Source organism: Oceanobacillus sp. M60, assembly GCF_053839645.1.
Genome location: NZ_JBSSNH010000002.1, coordinates 683,409 through 701,595, shown reverse-complemented (window position 1 = coordinate 701,595; position 18,187 = coordinate 683,409). Strand labels below are relative to the sequence as shown.

The 18,187-nt window shown below is 39.7% G+C and carries 17 protein-coding genes; 8 read left to right on the top strand and 9 right to left on the bottom strand.

Annotated elements, in window-relative coordinates:
* The first annotated feature begins 249 nt into the window (after positions 1 to 249).
* From miaB to hfq, 7 genes are all read left to right on the top strand, one after another.
* Positions 250 to 1,809 (top strand): tRNA (N6-isopentenyl adenosine(37)-C2)-methylthiotransferase MiaB, encoded by a 1,560-nt coding sequence (gene miaB, locus ACW0TQ_RS07655; RefSeq protein WP_042534909.1) that lies wholly within the window; start codon positions 250 to 252, stop codon positions 1,807 to 1,809.
* 1 nt (position 1,810) lies between these two features.
* Positions 1,811 to 2,239, top strand: coding sequence for a YlbF/YmcA family competence regulator (locus tag ACW0TQ_RS07650; protein ID WP_042534907.1), 429 nt, complete (start codon positions 1,811 to 1,813; stop codon positions 2,237 to 2,239).
* Positions 2,240 to 2,494: 255 nt separating this feature from the next.
* Positions 2,495 to 3,067, top strand: coding sequence for an outer spore coat protein CotE (locus ACW0TQ_RS07645; RefSeq protein WP_042534905.1), 573 nt, complete (start codon positions 2,495 to 2,497; stop codon positions 3,065 to 3,067).
* 209 nt (positions 3,068 to 3,276) lie between these two features.
* Complete coding sequence (mutS, locus tag ACW0TQ_RS07640; protein WP_289584577.1) at positions 3,277 to 5,874, top strand: DNA mismatch repair protein MutS; 2,598 nt, start codon at positions 3,277 to 3,279, stop codon at positions 5,872 to 5,874.
* A gap of 25 nt (positions 5,875 to 5,899) precedes the next feature.
* Positions 5,900 to 7,786, top strand: a complete 1,887-nt coding sequence (gene mutL / locus ACW0TQ_RS07635; RefSeq protein WP_455725465.1) for a DNA mismatch repair endonuclease MutL — start codon at positions 5,900 to 5,902, stop codon at positions 7,784 to 7,786.
* A gap of 39 nt (positions 7,787 to 7,825) precedes the next feature.
* Positions 7,826 to 8,758 (top strand): tRNA (adenosine(37)-N6)-dimethylallyltransferase MiaA, encoded by a 933-nt coding sequence (gene miaA, locus ACW0TQ_RS07630; RefSeq protein WP_455725464.1) that lies wholly within the window; start codon positions 7,826 to 7,828, stop codon positions 8,756 to 8,758.
* A 44-nt stretch (positions 8,759 to 8,802) separates the two neighbouring features.
* Positions 8,803 to 9,027: an RNA chaperone Hfq gene (gene hfq, locus ACW0TQ_RS07625; protein WP_042534897.1), complete on the top strand. Its 225-nt coding sequence runs from the start codon at positions 8,803 to 8,805 to the stop codon at positions 9,025 to 9,027.
* 233 nt (positions 9,028 to 9,260) lie between these two features.
* On the opposite strand, the gene sigK is transcribed toward hfq, so the two are convergent.
* From sigK to ACW0TQ_RS07580, 9 genes are all read right to left on the bottom strand, one after another.
* Positions 9,261 to 9,968, bottom strand: a complete 708-nt coding sequence (gene sigK, locus ACW0TQ_RS07620; RefSeq protein ID WP_042534895.1) for an RNA polymerase sporulation sigma factor SigK — start codon at positions 9,966 to 9,968, stop codon at positions 9,261 to 9,263.
* A gap of 227 nt (positions 9,969 to 10,195) precedes the next feature.
* Positions 10,196 to 10,546: a monovalent cation/H(+) antiporter subunit G gene (gene mnhG / locus ACW0TQ_RS07615; RefSeq protein ID WP_319022568.1), complete on the bottom strand. Its 351-nt coding sequence runs from the start codon at positions 10,544 to 10,546 to the stop codon at positions 10,196 to 10,198.
* Positions 10,539 to 10,817 (bottom strand): Na(+)/H(+) antiporter subunit F1, encoded by a 279-nt coding sequence (locus tag ACW0TQ_RS07610; RefSeq protein ID WP_042534890.1) that lies wholly within the window; start codon positions 10,815 to 10,817, stop codon positions 10,539 to 10,541. The genes mnhG and ACW0TQ_RS07610 overlap by 8 nt, the downstream gene beginning before the upstream one ends.
* Positions 10,817 to 11,293, bottom strand: a complete 477-nt coding sequence (locus ACW0TQ_RS07605; RefSeq protein ID WP_193064668.1) for a Na+/H+ antiporter subunit E — start codon at positions 11,291 to 11,293, stop codon at positions 10,817 to 10,819. The genes ACW0TQ_RS07610 and ACW0TQ_RS07605 overlap by 1 nt, the downstream gene beginning before the upstream one ends.
* Before the next feature lie 5 nt (positions 11,294 to 11,298).
* Positions 11,299 to 12,783 carry a Na+/H+ antiporter subunit D gene (locus ACW0TQ_RS07600; protein ID WP_042534886.1) on the bottom strand — a complete coding sequence of 495 codons (1,485 nt, stop codon included), beginning with the start codon at positions 12,781 to 12,783 and terminating at the stop codon, positions 11,299 to 11,301.
* Entirely contained in the window at positions 12,776 to 13,114 is a 339-nt protein-coding gene (locus ACW0TQ_RS07595; RefSeq protein WP_212929077.1) for a Na(+)/H(+) antiporter subunit C, read from the bottom strand. Before ACW0TQ_RS07595 ends, ACW0TQ_RS07600 begins: the two co-directional genes overlap by 8 nt.
* Positions 13,114 to 13,545 (bottom strand): Na(+)/H(+) antiporter subunit B, encoded by a 432-nt coding sequence (locus ACW0TQ_RS07590; RefSeq protein WP_379542619.1) that lies wholly within the window; start codon positions 13,543 to 13,545, stop codon positions 13,114 to 13,116. Before ACW0TQ_RS07590 ends, ACW0TQ_RS07595 begins: the two co-directional genes overlap by 1 nt.
* Entirely contained in the window at positions 13,542 to 15,962 is a 2,421-nt protein-coding gene (locus ACW0TQ_RS07585) for a Na+/H+ antiporter subunit A (RefSeq protein ID WP_212929078.1), read from the bottom strand. Before ACW0TQ_RS07585 ends, ACW0TQ_RS07590 begins: the two co-directional genes overlap by 4 nt.
* A 422-nt stretch (positions 15,963 to 16,384) precedes the next feature.
* On the bottom strand, positions 16,385 to 16,525 hold the full coding sequence (locus ACW0TQ_RS07580) for a sporulation histidine kinase inhibitor Sda (RefSeq protein WP_193064671.1): 141 nt from the start codon (positions 16,523 to 16,525) through the stop codon (positions 16,385 to 16,387).
* A 1,146-nt stretch (positions 16,526 to 17,671) separates the two neighbouring features.
* On the opposite strand from ACW0TQ_RS07580, the gene ACW0TQ_RS07575 reads away from it, so the two are divergent.
* Complete coding sequence (locus ACW0TQ_RS07575; protein WP_341173061.1) at positions 17,672 to 18,187, top strand: YqeG family HAD IIIA-type phosphatase; 516 nt, start codon at positions 17,672 to 17,674, stop codon at positions 18,185 to 18,187.

The window sequence follows — 18,187 nt, the reverse complement described above, 5'->3', positions numbered from 1 at the left end:
TTTCAAAGGGTTGTCGTTCCAAAAGAAAAACAGGCAGCCCGGATTGGATAGGGGCATGCCCTTCTCAAATTAACGGGTGATTTAGGACTTATTCCTTTATGAAGCAGAAAAATCTCTTTTTTCCTACGTGAAAAAAGAGATTTTTTATATGTTTCAGGCGTTGAGTATTGTACAATTATTATGTAGGCTTTATACTGTAAGTTAGTGCATCAATACATATGAATCGATGAAAGAAAGGGGATCAACCTGATGAACGAAGAACAGCGAAAACAACAGGCCCAGATTCGTAACGAAGAAGCTAATATAGAACGAATTAAAAATACATCCAGCGAAGAGTTCATTGCTAAATATTTTCAAATGGAGTATGAGCCGCAATCTCCAGATATAAAGAAAGCAAGAAAGCGTCGCAAGGAGGATATTCAATTTCATTATGATTTCTCCATCCCGGAGGATATGCAGCGAATTGGCGAGGGCAAAAAATTTCTGATCCGCACCTATGGCTGCCAAATGAATGAGCATGATACAGAGGTGATGGCCGGTATTTTGTCTGAAATGGGCTATGAATCCACCAATGTAACAGAAGAGGCCGATATTATATTGCTTAACACGTGTGCCATTCGTGAAAATGCGGAAAATAAAGTATTCGGTGAAATTGGCCATTTAAAACCATTAAAATTAGAAAACCCGGATCTTATTATCGGTGTCTGCGGCTGTATGTCACAAGAAGAATCCGTAGTTAACCGGATTTTGAAAAAACACCAGCATATCGATCTAATATTTGGGACCCATAATATCCACCGTCTGCCGCACCTTGTTAAAGAAGCGTTATTCGGAAAAGAAATGATTGTTGAAGTGTGGTCTAAAGAAGGCGATATAATTGAGAATCTGCCGAAAGTACGTAAAGGAAAGACCAAAGCATGGGTAAATATCATGTATGGCTGTGACAAGTTCTGTACGTACTGTATTGTCCCTATGACCCGCGGGAAAGAGCGCAGCCGCCGTCCAAAGGATATTATTCAGGAAGTCCGCCACCTCGTCGCACAGGGCTATAAGGAAGTCACTCTTCTTGGACAAAATGTGAATGCATATGGAAAGGACTTTGAAGATATCGAATACGGTTTGGGCGATTTAATGGATGATATTCATAAGATTGATATTCCGCGTGTCCGCTTTACAACTTCCCATCCGCGTGACTTTGATGACCGTCTGATTGAAGTGCTGGCTCAGGGCGGGAATCTTCTGGATCATATTCATTTGCCGGTTCAATCCGGAAGCAGTGAAATACTGAAGAAAATGAATCGGAAATATACACGGGAAGATTATTTAGAGTTAGTTAGAAAAATCCGTGAAGCCATGCCACATGCCACATTGACTACAGACATCATTGTAGGCTTCCCGAACGAAACAGAAGAGCAGTTTGAAGAAACAATGACATTAGTGGAAGAAGTAGGCTTTGAAGCAGCTTATACATTTATTTATTCACCTCGTGAAGGGACACCGGCTGCAAGGAAAAAGGATGATGTACCTGAAGAAGTAAAAAAACAGCGCTTATATCGTTTAAATGAACTTGTTAATAAACAATCAGCAGCTTCCATGAAATCTTATCAGGGTGAAGTTGTCAAGGTGCTTGTCGAAGGGGAAAGCAAGAAAGATCCAGATGTTCTTGCCGGCTATACAGAAAGAAATAAATTAGTAAACTTTAAAGGACCAAAATCCGCGATTGGCCAAATTGTAGAAGTAGAAATTACAGAAACGAAAACCTGGTCATTGAATGGTATTATGGTAGAAAATAGAGTTGAGGTGGAATAAGATGGCGATGTATGAACGTAAAGAAGTACTTGATGAAGCCAGAAAGTTAGCGGCAATGCTATCGAACACAGAAGAAATCGAGCGTTTTAAGCAAGTAGAAGCTAAATTAAATGAAAATAAAAAAGTCCAAAGCTTGATTAAGAAAATTAAGACGCTGCAAAAACAGGCAGTTAATTTTCAAGCATATGATAAGAAGGAAGCTTTACAGCGTATCGAGCAGGAAATTGACAGATTGCAAAATGAAATTGATGAAATTCCGGTAGTTCAGGAATTTAAAGAGACACAAATCGTGGTCAATGATGTTTTACAGCTGGTTTCCAAAACAATCTCCCGTACGGTTACAAATGATATTATTGAATCAACAGGCGGCGATGTGCTTAAAGGCGAAACCGGCTCCCAAACACAGAATAGTTCCAGCTGTGCGCACTAAACTGAGGATTGTTTAATAAAATAAATAAACAGACGAAGCCGGGCAGTGAGCTGTCCGGCTTTTTGTTACCTCGCAGCGTGTTTCAAGTTGTCAATAAGCAATTTTTGGGCATCCGATGATAGCCCATTTTTTCAAAATAAAAACCTTTCAAGCTCTCCTTCGCGCCTGCTTTTCTTTTTTCTTGGCAATAGTTATGCACTTTAGGTATTTGCCGTGCATAAAATGACTATGAAAAAAGAGGAGGTAAAATATATCATGACTTTTCTTGATAAAGAATATAGAGAAATCATTACGAAAGCAGTATGTGGTAAAGGCAGAAAATTCACAAAAGATACCCATACAATAACTCCAAGCCATCGTCCGACAAGTATTCTTGGGTGCTGGGTGATCAATCATTTATACCACGCGAAGAAGAAGTCTGAGGATACTGTCATTATCAGTGGCAGTTATGATATTAATGTATGGTATTCTTACAATGATAATACGAAAACAGAGGTTATCACAGAAAGGGTGGAATACACAGATGTAGTTCCGTTATCTGTTAAGGACGATAATTGTATCAATGATGAATACGATATTATCGCAAAGGTACTTCAGCAGCCTAATTGTTTAGAGTGCATGATTTCAGATAAGGGCGGCAGTATTACCGTCGATATTGAACGTGAATTTGTCGTTCAAATTATTGGCGAAACCAAAATCTGTGTAAAAGTAAAACCTAACTGGAAGAGCGATGACGAAGAAGATGATTTTATGTGGGACTATGAAATGACTGATGATGAGGCAGAGGATATCAGACCGGACTTTATCCATCACAAACACAAAGATTAACATGAAACGAGGGTAGCCATACTCTCGTTTTCTTTTACACCCTAAGGAAATGATAAAAACGAAGCATTCCTTTCTTTTTTAGTGAATGTTTCGTTTTTCTAAGAACAGGATAGGACAAGAATCGGGGAGATTATGCTATAATGGAGTTCGATTCCATTTAAAGATACGTGAAAAAAATAGATAATTTAGCAAGCTGGAGGAACTATTTCATGACAAAATTAACACCAATGATGCAGCAATACATAGACATTAAGTCGCAATATAAGGATGCTTTTTTATTTTATCGGCTTGGAGATTTTTATGAGTTATTTTATGAGGATGCTACAAAGGCTGCGCAGGAATTAGAAATTACCTTAACGAAGCGGGCCGGGGGCAATGATCCGATTCCGATGTGCGGTGTTCCTTATCATTCTGCAGAAAATTATATCAAGGTATTAATCGATAAAGGGTACAAGGTAGCCATCTGTGAGCAAGTTGAGGATCCGAAGACAGCGAAGGGCGTGGTCAAACGGGAGGTTGTCCAAATGATCACCCCGGGTACGGTGATGGAAAGTAATATGCTTGTGGAAGGTGAAAACAATTATATCGGCAGCCTGTCTCATTTTGGAGATGGTTCCTTTGTCATTGCGTATAATGACTTATCAACTGGAGAGAGCCGCCTGGCTTTAATGCAGGATGGCTGGGACAGTGTGATTCATGAATTTTATCATCAGCCGGTAAAGGAAATCGTGATTTCCTCTTCTTTGCCGGAAGAATTGCAAGCGCAGCTCAAGGAGCGGCTGCAGGTTACATTATCCTATCAGGATGAAGTGAATTTTAATGCGGAATTTCGTGAGCTGAGTGAGAATTTAAATGATGAACGTCTGATGGAGGCCTTCAGCAGATTATTGAATTATATCCAGAACACACAGAAGCGTTCCTTAGATCATCTGCAGCCGGCAGAAGTGATTGAGCTCAAGCAATATATGAGCCTGGATATGTATTCCAAACGCAATTTAGAGCTGACAGAGTCGATTATGAAAAAATCAAAGCACGGCAGCTTATTATGGGTTTTGGACAAAACGGTAACCGCAATGGGCGCAAGAATGCTGAAAAAATGGCTGGAGCGGCCGCTGTTAAATCAAGTTAAAATAAATCAGCGGTTAGAAGTCGTCGAGACCTTTCTGAATGCTTTTATGGAACGGGAAAACCTGCGGGAAAGCTTAAAGTCGGTATATGACTTAGAGCGCTTATCCGGAAGAATTGCATTTGGGAATGTCAATGCAAGAGACTTAATCCAATTAAAGCAATCCCTGCAAAATATTCCGGCGATAAAAGAGACGCTCAATGCGCTTCATGTTCCTGAAGTGAGCGAGCTGGCAGATGCCCTGATTTATCCTGATACTATTGTTGAAGTGCTGGAAAACAGCTTAGTCGAAGAACCGCCGCTTTCTATTAAAGAAGGGGCTTTGATAAAAGAAGGCTATCATGAAGAATTAGATAAATACCGCGATGCGTCTAAAAACGGAAAACAATGGATTGCATCCCTGGAGAAAAAAGAGCGGGAAGTAACTGGAATCAAGTCGCTGAAAATAGGATATAACCGTGTGTTTGGCTATTATATTGAAGTGACGAGACCTAACCTGCCTTTATTACAAGATGACCGCTATGAACGGAAGCAGACGCTTACCAATGCAGAACGCTTTATCACACCGGAGCTGAAAGAAAAAGAAACACTTATCTTAGAAGCAGATGAAAAAAGCGTAGAGCTGGAGTATGATTTATTTATTAAAATCAGAGAGCAGATAAAGCAGGATATTCCGTTAATTCAGCAGCTTGCGCAAATTATCAGTGAAATAGATGTATTGCAGGGCTTTGCGACAATCAGTGAAGAAAATAATTATAAACGTCCGGCTTTCCAGGAAGGTGTCTTCTCTGTAGAGGGAGGACGGCACCCCGTTGTCGAGCAGGTGATGAAGACCGGAACCTTTGTACCAAATGATGTACAGCTGGATGCTGACAACCAGATGCTGCTTATTACCGGCCCGAATATGTCTGGTAAAAGTACCTATATGCGTCAAGTAGCATTAATCGCTATCATGGGACAGACTGGCTGCTTTATACCGGCTGAATCAGGAATCTTGCCTGTTTTTGATCAAATTTTTACACGGATCGGTGCAGCGGATGATTTAGTTTCTGGACAGAGTACCTTTATGGTAGAGATGCTGGAAGCCAGGCATGCGATCCAAAATGCTACCGCCAACAGTCTGATTTTATTAGATGAAATAGGACGTGGAACAAGTACGTACGATGGCATGGCCTTGGCTCAGGCGATTGTAGAGTATATTCATAACCATATTCACGCCAAAACCCTTTTCTCCACGCATTATCATGAGCTGACAGCACTGGAGGATTCCTTAGAGCATTTAAAAAACATTCATGTCCGTGCGGAAGAGCATGAAGAAAATGTTGTTTTTCTTCATCAAATCAAAGAAGGAGCAGCAGACCAGAGCTATGGTATCCATGTTGCTAAATTGGCCGATTTGCCGGATGAGTTAATCAATCGTGCTTCTGTTATTCTGGAAAGCTTTGAAAATAATGATTCCAAAGAAGCGCAGAAAGAGGAAGCTCCTTCTCTTGAACCAGAAGAGGCCGAATCAGCTCAATTATCCTTTTTTGCAGAGGAAAACAGTAAAGAACATAAGCCAGCGAAGTTAACTAATAAAGACAATGCAGCCTTAGAGGAGCTCAAAAGCTTAAATATATTAGAGATGAACCCTTTAGAAGCTATGAATGAATTATATCGCCTGCAGAAGAAATTAAAGTAACACGCATTTAGAGGAAGGTGATAATATGCCAATTCAACAAATGCCGGATAGTCTGGCAAATAAAATCGCAGCAGGAGAGGTGGTAGAACGTCCTGCTTCGGTAGTTAAGGAAATCATTGAAAATAGTATCGATGCAGGTGCCACCTGGATACGCATCGATGTACACGAAGCCGGATTATCGGAAATACGCATTGTCGATAATGGGGCTGGTATTGCTGCAGAGGATGTGGAGAAGGCTTTTTTGCCGCATGCGACCAGTAAAATAAGCACAGAAACCGATTTGTTCCATGTGACCACACTTGGATTCCGTGGAGAGGCACTGGCAAGTATAGCTTCTGTCAGCAGACTGTCTATCCAGACCTCCCAAGGAGACGTTGCCGGAGTATCGCTTGAATTAGAAGGCGGAGAAGTTGTCAAAAGAGGCAAGAGCGATGCCCGCCAAGGTACGGAGATTGTTGTCAGTGATTTATTCTATAATACACCGGCACGGTTGAAATATATGAAAAGCCTTCATACTGAGCTGGGACATATATCAGATGTTTTGAACCGGATGGCATTAGCGCATCCGGAAATTCGGTTTGAAGCAACGCATAATGGCAAAGGGCTCCTAAAAACTTCAGGCAATGATGACATGCTGCAGGTCATTTCGCAAGTGTATGGAATGAGTGTGGCCAAGCAAATGTCCCCAGTTGAACATAAGACGCTGGATTTTACGATTACCGGCTATATTGCGAAGCCGGAGGTGACAAGAGCATCCAGAAACTATATGTCAACGATTATTAATGGCCGATTTGTCCGCAACATTGCCCTGAATAAAGCAATTATTGAAGGATATCATACGCTGCTGCCGATCGGCCGTTCTCCAATTGTTGTTCTTTCTATTGAAATGAATTCGATTCTGGTCGATGTGAATGTCCACCCTGCCAAGCTGGAAGTCCGGTTCAGTAAAGAAAAAGAGCTGTATGCAGCAGTCAAAGATATGATCCAGGCTCATTTTCGGAAAATGACACTTATCCCGGAAGTAACGAAAAAGCCGGAGCCGAAGCAAAAATCAGAACAGCATACGTTTCAATTTGAAACAGAGCCTGCTTCTCCATTTCAGGAGAAAGAGAAAAAAATAGAAGCGGAAAAACCATCTGATGCTGTTATCAGAGAAGACAATCGGTATCAGGAGGAAGACCCCGCCTTTCTTCGTGAAGAGAACACCCATATTGAAGTTCAAAGGCGCGAACAGGAATCAGCACCTGCCCCAGAAGGAAACGTCTCTGAGGAGCTTATAATGGACGCTCCCGTTCCTCCGATAGAAAAAGCATCCGAGCAGGTTCAGCCTCGGGTCCCAATGATGTATCCAATCGGGCAGCTGCAGGGAACCTATATTATGGCACAAAATGAAAATGGCCTGTATATGGTGGATCAGCATGCTGCACAGGAGCGGGTAAAATATGAATTTTTTAAGCAAAAGCTCGGCAAACCAATCAATGAGTCACAGGAGCTTTTAATACCGCTGACCTTTGATTTTTCTAAAAAAGAGGCTATCTTTATTGAAGAAGCAAAGGATACGCTAGAAAAAGCCGGATTATTTTTTGAACCGTTTGGTCACCAGACCTATGTTATACGTTCTCATCCAACCTGGTTTCCGGCTGGCCTGGAGGAAGAAATTATCCGGGAAATGGTGGAGCAGTTTATTCAGGAATCAACAGTGAATGTAGAAAAAATACGGGAAGAAGCAGCGATATTAATGTCTTGTAAACGGTCGATCAAAGCAAATCATTATTTAACCAGCGAGGAAATGTTCCAGCTGCTCGAAGACTTACGAAGTACCACCGATCCTTTTACATGCCCGCATGGAAGGCCGATTATTGTTCATTTCTCTACCTATGAATTAGAAAAGATGTTTAAGCGTATTATGTAGAATGGAAGCAAAAAAATAATGAAGTTGAGGAATAAATAAATGAAGAAAAAAGTAGTTTCTATCGTAGGACCAACAGCAGTCGGAAAGACAGCATTAGGAATTGCTGCTGCAAAAAAGTTCCGGGGGGAAATTATCAGCGGAGATTCCACACAGGTATATAAGGGGATGGATATCGGTACAGCTAAGGTAACACCGGAGGAAACGGAAGGCATCCCTCATCATATGATTGATATTATTAAGCCGGATCAGCCATTTTCTGTTGCCGATTTTCAGGAGCACGTGAAATATTATATTGAAGCAATCCACGAACGGGGCAACCTTCCAATCATTGTTGGCGGGAGCGGCCTGTATATTCAATCTGTACTGTTTGATTACCATTTTTCCGACCAGCGCCGCGACGAGAAGTTAACGAAAAAGCTATTTCAGCAGATCGAAGCAGAAGGTCCGGATAGCCTGTATGAGCGTCTGAAGCAGGTTGACCCGGAGCAGGCCAAAAAAGTTCATCCGAATAATCACAGGCGTCTTGTCCGCGCCTTAGAGGTCTATGAGCTGACCGGACTGACAATGTCGGAGTATCAGAAAGAGCAGCAGCCAGAATCCCCTTATGATCCATATATTATCGGATTAGATATGGACCGGGCTGTATTATATGAACGGATTAACCGCCGCGTGGATAATATGATAGAAGCTGGATTAATGAAGGAAGTCAAGTTTCTTATTGCAAATGGCTATAAAGACTGCCAGTCGATGCACGCGATCGGCTATAAGGAGATAGCAGCTTATCTAGACAACCGCTTATCACAAGCAGAAGCTGTCAACGCGATTAAACAAAACTCACGCAAATATGCGAAAAGACAGCTCACATGGTTCCGGAATAAGCTGGATGTAAATTGGTATCAGCTGACAGAGAAGGAAGCTGCACAACAAATGAAATTAATTTTAAATGATTTAGCAGGATTTTTAGAATCATAAATCGAATAAAGATGTATAGATAGAAAAGAGGAGGAACTTATTTTATGGCTCAATCCGTTAATATTCAAGATCAATATTTAAATCAATTGCGAAAAAATCATGTTTTTGTCACTGTTTTTTTAACCAACGGCTTTCAATTAAGAGGGACGGTCAAAGCGTTTGATAACTTTACGGTGCTGTTGGAAACAGACGGCAAGCAGCAGCTTATTTTTAAACACGCTATTTCTACATTCTCTCCATCGAAGAATGTGGAAATTGAAAAAGAATAGAGACTATGGGAGAGAGGAGCTGAATGGAGCTTCTCTCTTTTTGATATATTTAATGCAACTTCTCACAAAAACAGTTCTTTATATGGGGGACAGGTTAGGATTATACGTGATACACGAATAAGCCTCTCTTTGAACTTAATCAACAAGAGAGGCTTAAGGCTTCACTTCATTTTGTTTACTTACCAGCCAACATATTTCATTAAATATAAATTGGATTCTTTTTAATCATACAATCACAAGGAAGGATGCTCATTCCGGTAATACTCATGAAATACCTTCATCAACGCTCTTTTTTCAATCCGGGAAACATAGCTTCTGGAGATGTTTAACTTCTTTGCAATTTCACGTTGAGTCATTTCATCCTGATCATTTAATCCGTAACGATACACAATTACTTCCCGTTCGCGGCTGTCTAAAATAGAAAAATACTGTTCAATCTTTGAAATTTCCATATTTAATTGGATATACTCAATTACATTTTCATTTTCAGCTTCTAATATATCAATTAAGCTGATTTCATTTCCTTCTTTATCTTGCCCAATCGGATCATGCAGGGAGACGTCTTTTTTGACTTTCTTAAGTGCTCTTAAATGCATCAGTATTTCATTTTCCACACAGCGGGCGGCATAGGTGGCCAGTTTGGTACCTTTTCCTGTAGAAAAGCTTTCGACTCCTTTGATTAAGCCGATGGTGCCGATAGAAATTAAATCTTCCATATCCTCTCCGGTATTTTCAAATTTCTTAACCAGATGGGCTACGAGACGGAGATTATGTTCAATCAGTTTGTTTCTGGCTTCTTCATCTCCTTCCTGCATCAATTGGATGTATTTTGCTTCTTCCTTAGGGGATAGTGGCTGGGGGAAAGACTGGTTCTTGACATACGAGACGAAAAATAAAGCTTCTTTAATAAACAGTCCAAGTGCAGATAATATCATGGACAAATCCCATCACCTCCAAGAGTAAGCATCTTTCAACCTTCTAGGTAATTGCCTATAGCCTATTCTTATGTGTGGAAGAAGAAAAACGTGTCTGTCCATACAGAATGGAAAAGCTAAAAAGGAGAAAATAATTTTATTTTCCTGGCCAATTCGGGATTTTTATAAGGGAACGATTTATATAAAAAGCTCCAATTTCTCTTTAACAGGAGAAATCGGAGCTTTTATTTCATTTAATTTGATTGGTTTTGATCTGTATCGTACATTTCTTTTAAATCATCGGTTATTGTATTTTTATCGAGTTTTACTCCATTCCGGTAAGCTGATCTTGTAACCATCAGACTGGCTACCGGAGCTGTCAGGAATAAGAACAGAATAGCTAATAATATTTTTGCGTTCATTTCGCCCTGGGTTAAAAAGTGGATAAATACAGCCAGCATAATAAAAATAACACCTAACGTCGCACTTTTACCGGAAGCATGTGCACGACTGTAGACATCCTTTAGCCGGAGTATACCGATGGCGCTCACTACGGCAAAAAATACACCAATGACAACAAAGACAGTTACAATTGTTTCAATCATCGCGGTCAATGACAACACCTCTTTCCAGGAATTTTGAAAGGGTCAAGGTCCCGACAAAACCCAAAATAGTAAGTACTAGAACAATGTCAGAGAACACGGATGTGTCTTGTAAAATCATCAGTATCCCGATAAAACCGACAAGCAGAACACCAATAGCATCCAACGCCAAAATTCTATCCTGTGTAGACGGACCAATCATAACACGGATAAACAATAAAACGAGGGCGACGGAAAGTGCACTCAATGCAACAATCAAAATTGTATCAAACATTATTTCGTCACCTCCATGATTGCTTTTTCAAAAGAGTCCTGGATATCCTTGATCATAACTTCTTTATCTGGCACATCGATTGAATGTACATAAATGGTTTTGCTGTCATCTGAGAAATCCATGGAAATCGTTCCAGGAGTCAAGGTGATCAATGCTGCCAGGATAGAGATTTCAAAGTCTGATTCTAAACGTGTTCTGACAGCAACAATTCCAGGCTGATGATCTTGCTTCGGATTAAGCACTACTTTTACAACATCAATATTTGCTTTGATTAATTCAATCATAAACAAATAAATTAATTTCATAATCGCCCAGACTTTTTTTAAATAAAAATCAAACTTTAAGAAACGTCGTATAACAATTAAAATTAAAATCCCAATGAAATAACCGGAAAGAAAACTTACGAATGTATACTCATTTTGTAAAAACATCCAGAGTATCGCGAGCAAAACGTTTATTAATATTTGAAATGGCATAGCAACTACTCCTTCAGCACAGATTCAATATAATTTGTAGGATTCATAATATCTTCTGCAACTTCCATCGAATAGGTGAAAATTGGTTCCGCTGCAAATCCTAAAATAATGGTAAGTGCAACAAGCGGTAAGATCGGCAGTAACAGTTTTCCTACGGGAATCTTTGCTTGTGCCGCTGTATGCTTCTGCTTGCCCCAAAAAGCGTAACTGAAAATTTTCATCATAGAAAATAAGGTCAGAAGCCCAACCAGGAGCGCTACCGCAGAAATGACATACTGTTGTTCCTCAAAGCCCGCTAATATTATCGGGAACTTACTGAAGAACCCGCTTAACGGCGGAATACCTGCTAAGGAAATGGCAGTGATAAAGAACAGCCAGGCAAGCCAAGGATGGGTTCCAATCAATCCACCCATTTTCTTTAAATCGGTTGTTCCCGTAATTTTCTGTGTTGCTCCAGCAAATAAGAAAAGTGCTGTTTTTACAATCATGTGATGCGCAATATAGTAAATGGCGCCGGCAACAGCCAAAGGAGTAAAGATACCAAGCCCCATCACCATATAGCCGACCTGGCTGATAATATGATAGGAGAGAATCCGCTTGAAATCAAATTGCGATACAGCTCCAAGAACTCCGAATAACATGGTAAAACCGGCAACCGTAACAATTAATCCTTTGTGCGTAAAGCCTGTATCATGATTAAAAATAACAGTAAATGTACGGATAATCGCATAAATACCTACTTTGGTCAACAGACCCCCGAATAAGGCTGCTATAGCAGCAGGAGGACCGTAATAGGATTTCGGAAGCCAAAAATAAAGTGGGAATAAGGCTCCTTTAGAAGCAAAAACAATAAACAGCATAATAGCTACTATATTGAGTGCGCCAGTCTGATCTAATTCCGAAACACGCTGGGCGATATGCGCCATATTCATTGTTCCGGTAATAGAATAAATCCACGCTATCCCTACAATAAAGAGGGCGGATGCAAAAATGTTGATGATTACATACTTAAAGGACTCTCTTAACTGATAGCCTGTCCCTCCATGAACAATCAATCCATAAGAGGCAATCAACATTACTTCAAAGAATACAAATAGATTAAATAGATCGCCTGTTAAAAAAGAACCGTTGACCCCAATCATTAAGAAAAGATAAAGTGGGTAGAAAAACTGCTTTTCACGGTCTCTTGCGATTGTCTGGAAAGCAAAGAACAAACAGACGGTACCTACTAAAGTAGATAGAAGCAGCATCAGTGTTGAAAGTAAATCTGCAACAATAACAATTCCAAAAGGTGCCTCCCAGTCGCCGACTTCCAATACGAGCGTTCCATGCTGGTACACATAAATGGCTAAGTAAACGGAAAGTGCCAGTAAAGCAAGCATTGTAATTCCGCTTATCACACGCTGTATCGTGTGTCGTTTGTATAAAAGTATAAGTATAGCGCCGATTATAAAAGGTATAATAACCGGCAGAATAATTACATTACTCATCAGCAGAACCCCTTAATTCTTCTAAATCGTCTGTTTTATGCACTTTATAGGTTCGATAAGACATAACTAACAATAAAGCAGTAACAGCAAAAGCAATAACGATGGCTGTCAGTACCAGCGCCTGAGGCAGCGGATCTGTATATGCTTCTGCTTCAAAACTTAAAACAGGAGCAGCACCGCGCTGCAGCCCGGACATCGTTAATAATAAAAGATGCACGGCGTGAGAAAGTAATAATGTAGCTGCAACAACGCGGAGCAGGTCTTTAGACATAAACAGATAAATTGTTACGCTAAAAACAATTCCTATGACAATTGACATTAATAGTTCCATTATTTATCATCCTCCGCAATCGTCAGAATAATTGCAAGTGCACTGGCCAGTACAACAAAGTAAACACCTAAATCAAAAGGCAGTGCGGTGGTCAATTCAACTTCTCCCAGGATTGGCAGTCTAAAATAGTCAAAGAATTGTTTTAGATAAGGAAAACCAAAAACCATAGAGACCACACCTGTTACACTGGCAAAAAGTAACCCGATGCCGATTATTTTTATATAATCAAATCGAATGACCTTCTTAATGGAATTTAAGCCAAATGAGAGGTACAAAATAAGAATGGCACTTGCAGTCATTAGACCTCCAATAAATCCTCCGCCAGGGCTGTTATGACCTGCGAGCAGTAAATAGATAGAGAAGGAGAGGACAATCAAAATAATGAGCCTGGTCAATGTCTGCAGCATCATATTATTTGGTTTTTTCATCATACGTCCTCACTTCCTTTAAAACGTAATCGTATTAAACTGACAACAGTTAATACCGCTAAAGCGACAACAAGCACTTCCAGCATGGTATCAAGACCACGGAAATCCACCAGGATAACATTTACGATGTTATATCCTCCAGCTTCTTCCTTGGCATTTTCAGTATAGTACTCGGAAATCGAAGAATAATTTGCCTCTTGTCCCAATGAAAATGCAGATAGGGAACCAAGTGTAATCATCAGCCCAAATCCAATGGAAATGATTAATTTAACAGCCTTCAATTTTGGAGGTGTTTTTACCTTCTTCAATTTCGGCAAGTGATAAAAGACAAGCATAAACAAAATAACGGATACGGTTTCGATAAGCAGCTGCGTCAACGCTAAATCCGGAGCTCGGAACAGAACAAATAATAGAGCTACGATAAAGCCGCTGACACTTGTTGCGATAATTAATGCTACCCGATTATTAATAAACGGAATAACAATAACAGACCCGATAAATACTGCAATGACAAACCATACGTAAATTGGCACCGGTGATAAATCAAGCGATTGGATCGCCGGTAAATTATAACGGTACATCGTATAGGCCATTATCAATATGATAAATGTACACATATAGATGAAGTAATCTCTTAACCTGCCTGTCATCTGGATACGTGTTAGCCATTGAGACCCTTTTACTAAGCCGTCATATCCATAATCATAGGCGTAGTTGAACAAATCACGTTCCCCGCGGTAGAATGCGGTATTTTCCCATTTTTTAAAGGTCATAAATAAGATGACACCCAATACCACCACACCGATTGTCATCCATAACTCTGGTGCTAAAAAGCCATGCCAGTGAGTGATGTGTACATCAAAAAACTCTCCTGGAGAAAGAATGCCGGGTGCGATAGCTGCCATAGCAGGCTCGATAATGGAGTACGCTAACAGATTAGGGAAAAGCCCGAATACAACAACAAGAACAGCGAGTATGATAGGGCTGATCAGCATACCGATCGGAGCCTCATGCACATGTTGTACTTTTAGCTTACTGCTATCGAATTTACCCATGAATGTCTTCGAAAACATCAGGATACAATATAAGAAGGTAAATACGCTGGCAATCCAAGCAATAATCGGAATGATAAATCCAAATGTTTCTAAATGGAAAATACCGTATTCCGTCACATTCAGCATCCCTGTCAAAAACATCTCTTTACTTAAAAAACCATTAAATGGAGGCAATCCTGCCATCGAAGCCAGTCCAATAAGAGAAATGGTTGCTGTAATAGGCATAATAGTCATTAAACCGCCCAGTTTACGGATATCTCTTGTACCTGTCTCATGGTCAACGATTCCGGCTGCCATAAACAGACTTCCTTTAAAGGTTGCATGGTTAACCAGATGAAATACCGCTGCTAAGATGGCGGTCATGTATAACGCATTGTCCCCATCCTGAAAATAGAACGCAGCTGAGCCTGTCCCAAGTAAACTCATGATTAAACCGAGCTGACTTATGGTGGAAAAGGCCAGAATTCCTTTTAGATCCTTTTGCCGTACTGCTGAAATAGAACCCCATGTTAAGGTAACTAATCCGGCAATGGTAATAATCCAGAACCATTCTGGTGCACCTCCGAATACCCCGGTTAATCTGGCAACAAGATAAATTCCTGCTTTTACCATAGTTGCAGAGTGAAGATAAGCACTGACGGGTGTCGGCGCTTCCATTGCATCTGGAAGCCAGATGTGGAATGGAAATTGAGCCGACTTGGTAAATGCGCCTAGTAAAACCAGAATCATTGCCGGGATAAATAATCCGCTCGCCATAACAATGTCCGCATTTGCTATCAGCTCCCTGATACTGAATGTTCCGGCAATAACGTAAAGTAAAGAAAAACCAGCGAGCATGGATAATCCGCCGAAAACGGTGATATACATTGATTTTTGAGCACCATAAATAGATTTTTCTCTCGTATACCAGTAACTGATTAATAATGAAGAAGCGATACTTGTTACTTCCCAGAAAACATAAATAACAATTAAGTTATCGGAAAGAACGACTCCTAACATAGCACCCATAAACATTAAAAGATAGACATAGAAATTGTTTAACTTTTCTTTTCGTTTCGACAAATAGTAAATAGAGTAGAGAACAACGAGTGCTCCGATTCCTGTAATCAATAATGCGAAGAGCAGACTTAGACCGTCAACATATACGTTGAAGTTTATTCCGAGGGAAGGAACCCAGTCCAAATTATTTAAAATTGCTTCGCCAGATGATGTTCTAGGTATAAAAGATAGAAAATAAATGAATAGTACCAGAGGCAGAATCAAAACAAACCAGCCAGTATGTATTCTATTTAAATACTTATACAAGAATGGAATAAGTATGGCTGCGATAAACGGTGATAAAACAGCCCAGTGTAGTAACGTCAAAAGTAATTCCTCCTTTTACAAAAATAGCGAATTCCTTTTAACTGTAGAGCAAAATAAAATACTTTAAATATTCCTTCAGTTAAAAGTGTTCAAGTTCATTTCTAATGTTGAAAACAAAAAGCCTGCCTATTATGAATAAGAAATAGGGGTGGAAGCTTTCTTTTTACAGAGCACATAAAGGTTATTCGGTGTGATAATGAAGGGGGAATACCATGCTTTCTATTTGTTCTCCATCTCTTTACGGTTTTTTTGCACAAAGTTAGAGTGCTACATTTGATTATAACCTATTCAGAAGATGGATGCATACAAAAAGAATGTGATGATCAGGATGGAAAGCTTGTATTTTAAATAGGAAGAAACAAGGGAAAAAAGCGAAAAAAAAACTTCAATTTTTAAATTGAAGTTTGGGAAACAAGACAAAATTATACAGATTCTTTAATTTTATGAGATAGAGATCTTTTATGGATTTCTTCCTCAAACAAAGAAAGAAAATCAGGACTTAAGTTTAATGATATTGCTGTATAATATGATTCAAGTAATAGTTCGTCCGATAATGTTTCCACAATACAACCTCCTCAAGTGTCAGCATTTCTATTAAGTTAATAATAATTTAACACGTGTATCTTGTGTTAACAAGCTATAACTTATCTACATATAGTTGTATATAAGTTGTGTATAAGAAGGTGGGTAACCCTGCTTACTGTTGTTATTAAAACATTTTTATGTTGATAAAGTTATCCACAAAATCGAAAAATATCAGAATTTGTCGAACGATTTTCTAGAGATAGATGTATTTTTAGGGATCAGGCTGCATAGTTTCCGATCAACAAAAGAAAAAATTGGAAATCGCTGTCGATTAGGCGAACATTCCTAATGGAGGCAATAATTCTTTGAAACGCTAGTCAGTTGTAGTAGGATTAGGTATAATGTGATGTAGCATGAATACTCCCGCCACTTAATTTCATCTGAAATTTGAAGTGGGGGTTTCTGGGGTATCGACTTTACAAATGACGATTAAGCCCCAGTGGAGTTGACACATTGATGTGCTGAAAACATCCAACCCCGCTATCCCATTGGTCCTGCCTTTGGGATTACATTTCAGCCTGCTTGAGGTTCACAAGTTTGCCGCAGTGTAACTGGCTGGGACTGCGATTCGTCCCATCGAAGGGCTTTTGTAAGATTCCTACTTCAAGAATGGTGAGAACTCAAAATTCTAAGTAGGAGATCCAACAGCCAGTAACGACCCGATTCGTTCAACTAATATTCAGGGGGGGAAAGAACCCCTTGAATAAAGTTTCACTTTATGTGCCTTGGCTGATATGTTTGGCTTGAACATTTTATGTGACAAAGCAACGATTCTCGCCACAACCTTTTATTGGTTTAGTTTTCAAAGAACATCTTTCAAAAATATTATACCATGCAAACTTATGTTCGTAAATGTGGAAAAAGACGATTCAGTTCCTACCTACTTGGCTTCACTTTGTACATTCCGACGTACAAATGTTTTCGATGGGGTGAGTAATCGCAACCCCAGGACGTTGCGGCGTTAGCCTGCCTTGAGGTTGGGATTCCTTTCGCCTAATTATGATGGAGTTTCTTTATCTTGTATATGCGGCGGATTAAGTTAAATAACAATGTTTGTATAAGTAAAGTACTATAGTATGCAAGGAACAAATGTGTTAATTTATTGAAAATCTTGAGGTGTGTATATGTTTTCTAAATTTTTGCCTGATGAGCAAATTGATCAAATTTTTGACTTGAAACCAGAGAAATTAAGAGAAAAGGGAATCAAGGGGATTATCACGGATTTGGATAATACGCTTGTTGCATGGGATGTGAAAGATGCAACCCCTGATGTGATTACATGGTTTAAAACAATGGAAGAAAATGATATAAAAGTAACCATCATATCAAATAATAATCAAGAACGTGTCACCGTTTTTTCGGAGCCGCTTGGAACTCCCTTTGTATTTAGTGCCAGAAAGCCTTTGAGCAGAGCTTTTAAGACTGTTGCAAAGCAAATGGATTTGAAAAAAGAAGAAATTTTAGTCGTCGGTGACCAGGTGATGACGGATGTCCTCGGAGGCAATATGGCCGGATTCTATACTGTACTGGTCATACCTGTAGTGCAGACAGACGGAAAAATAACAAAGATTAACCGTTTTATGGAAAGAATAATTTTAAAAAGAATTAAGAACAAGGATAAGCATTATAAGGAGGAATAA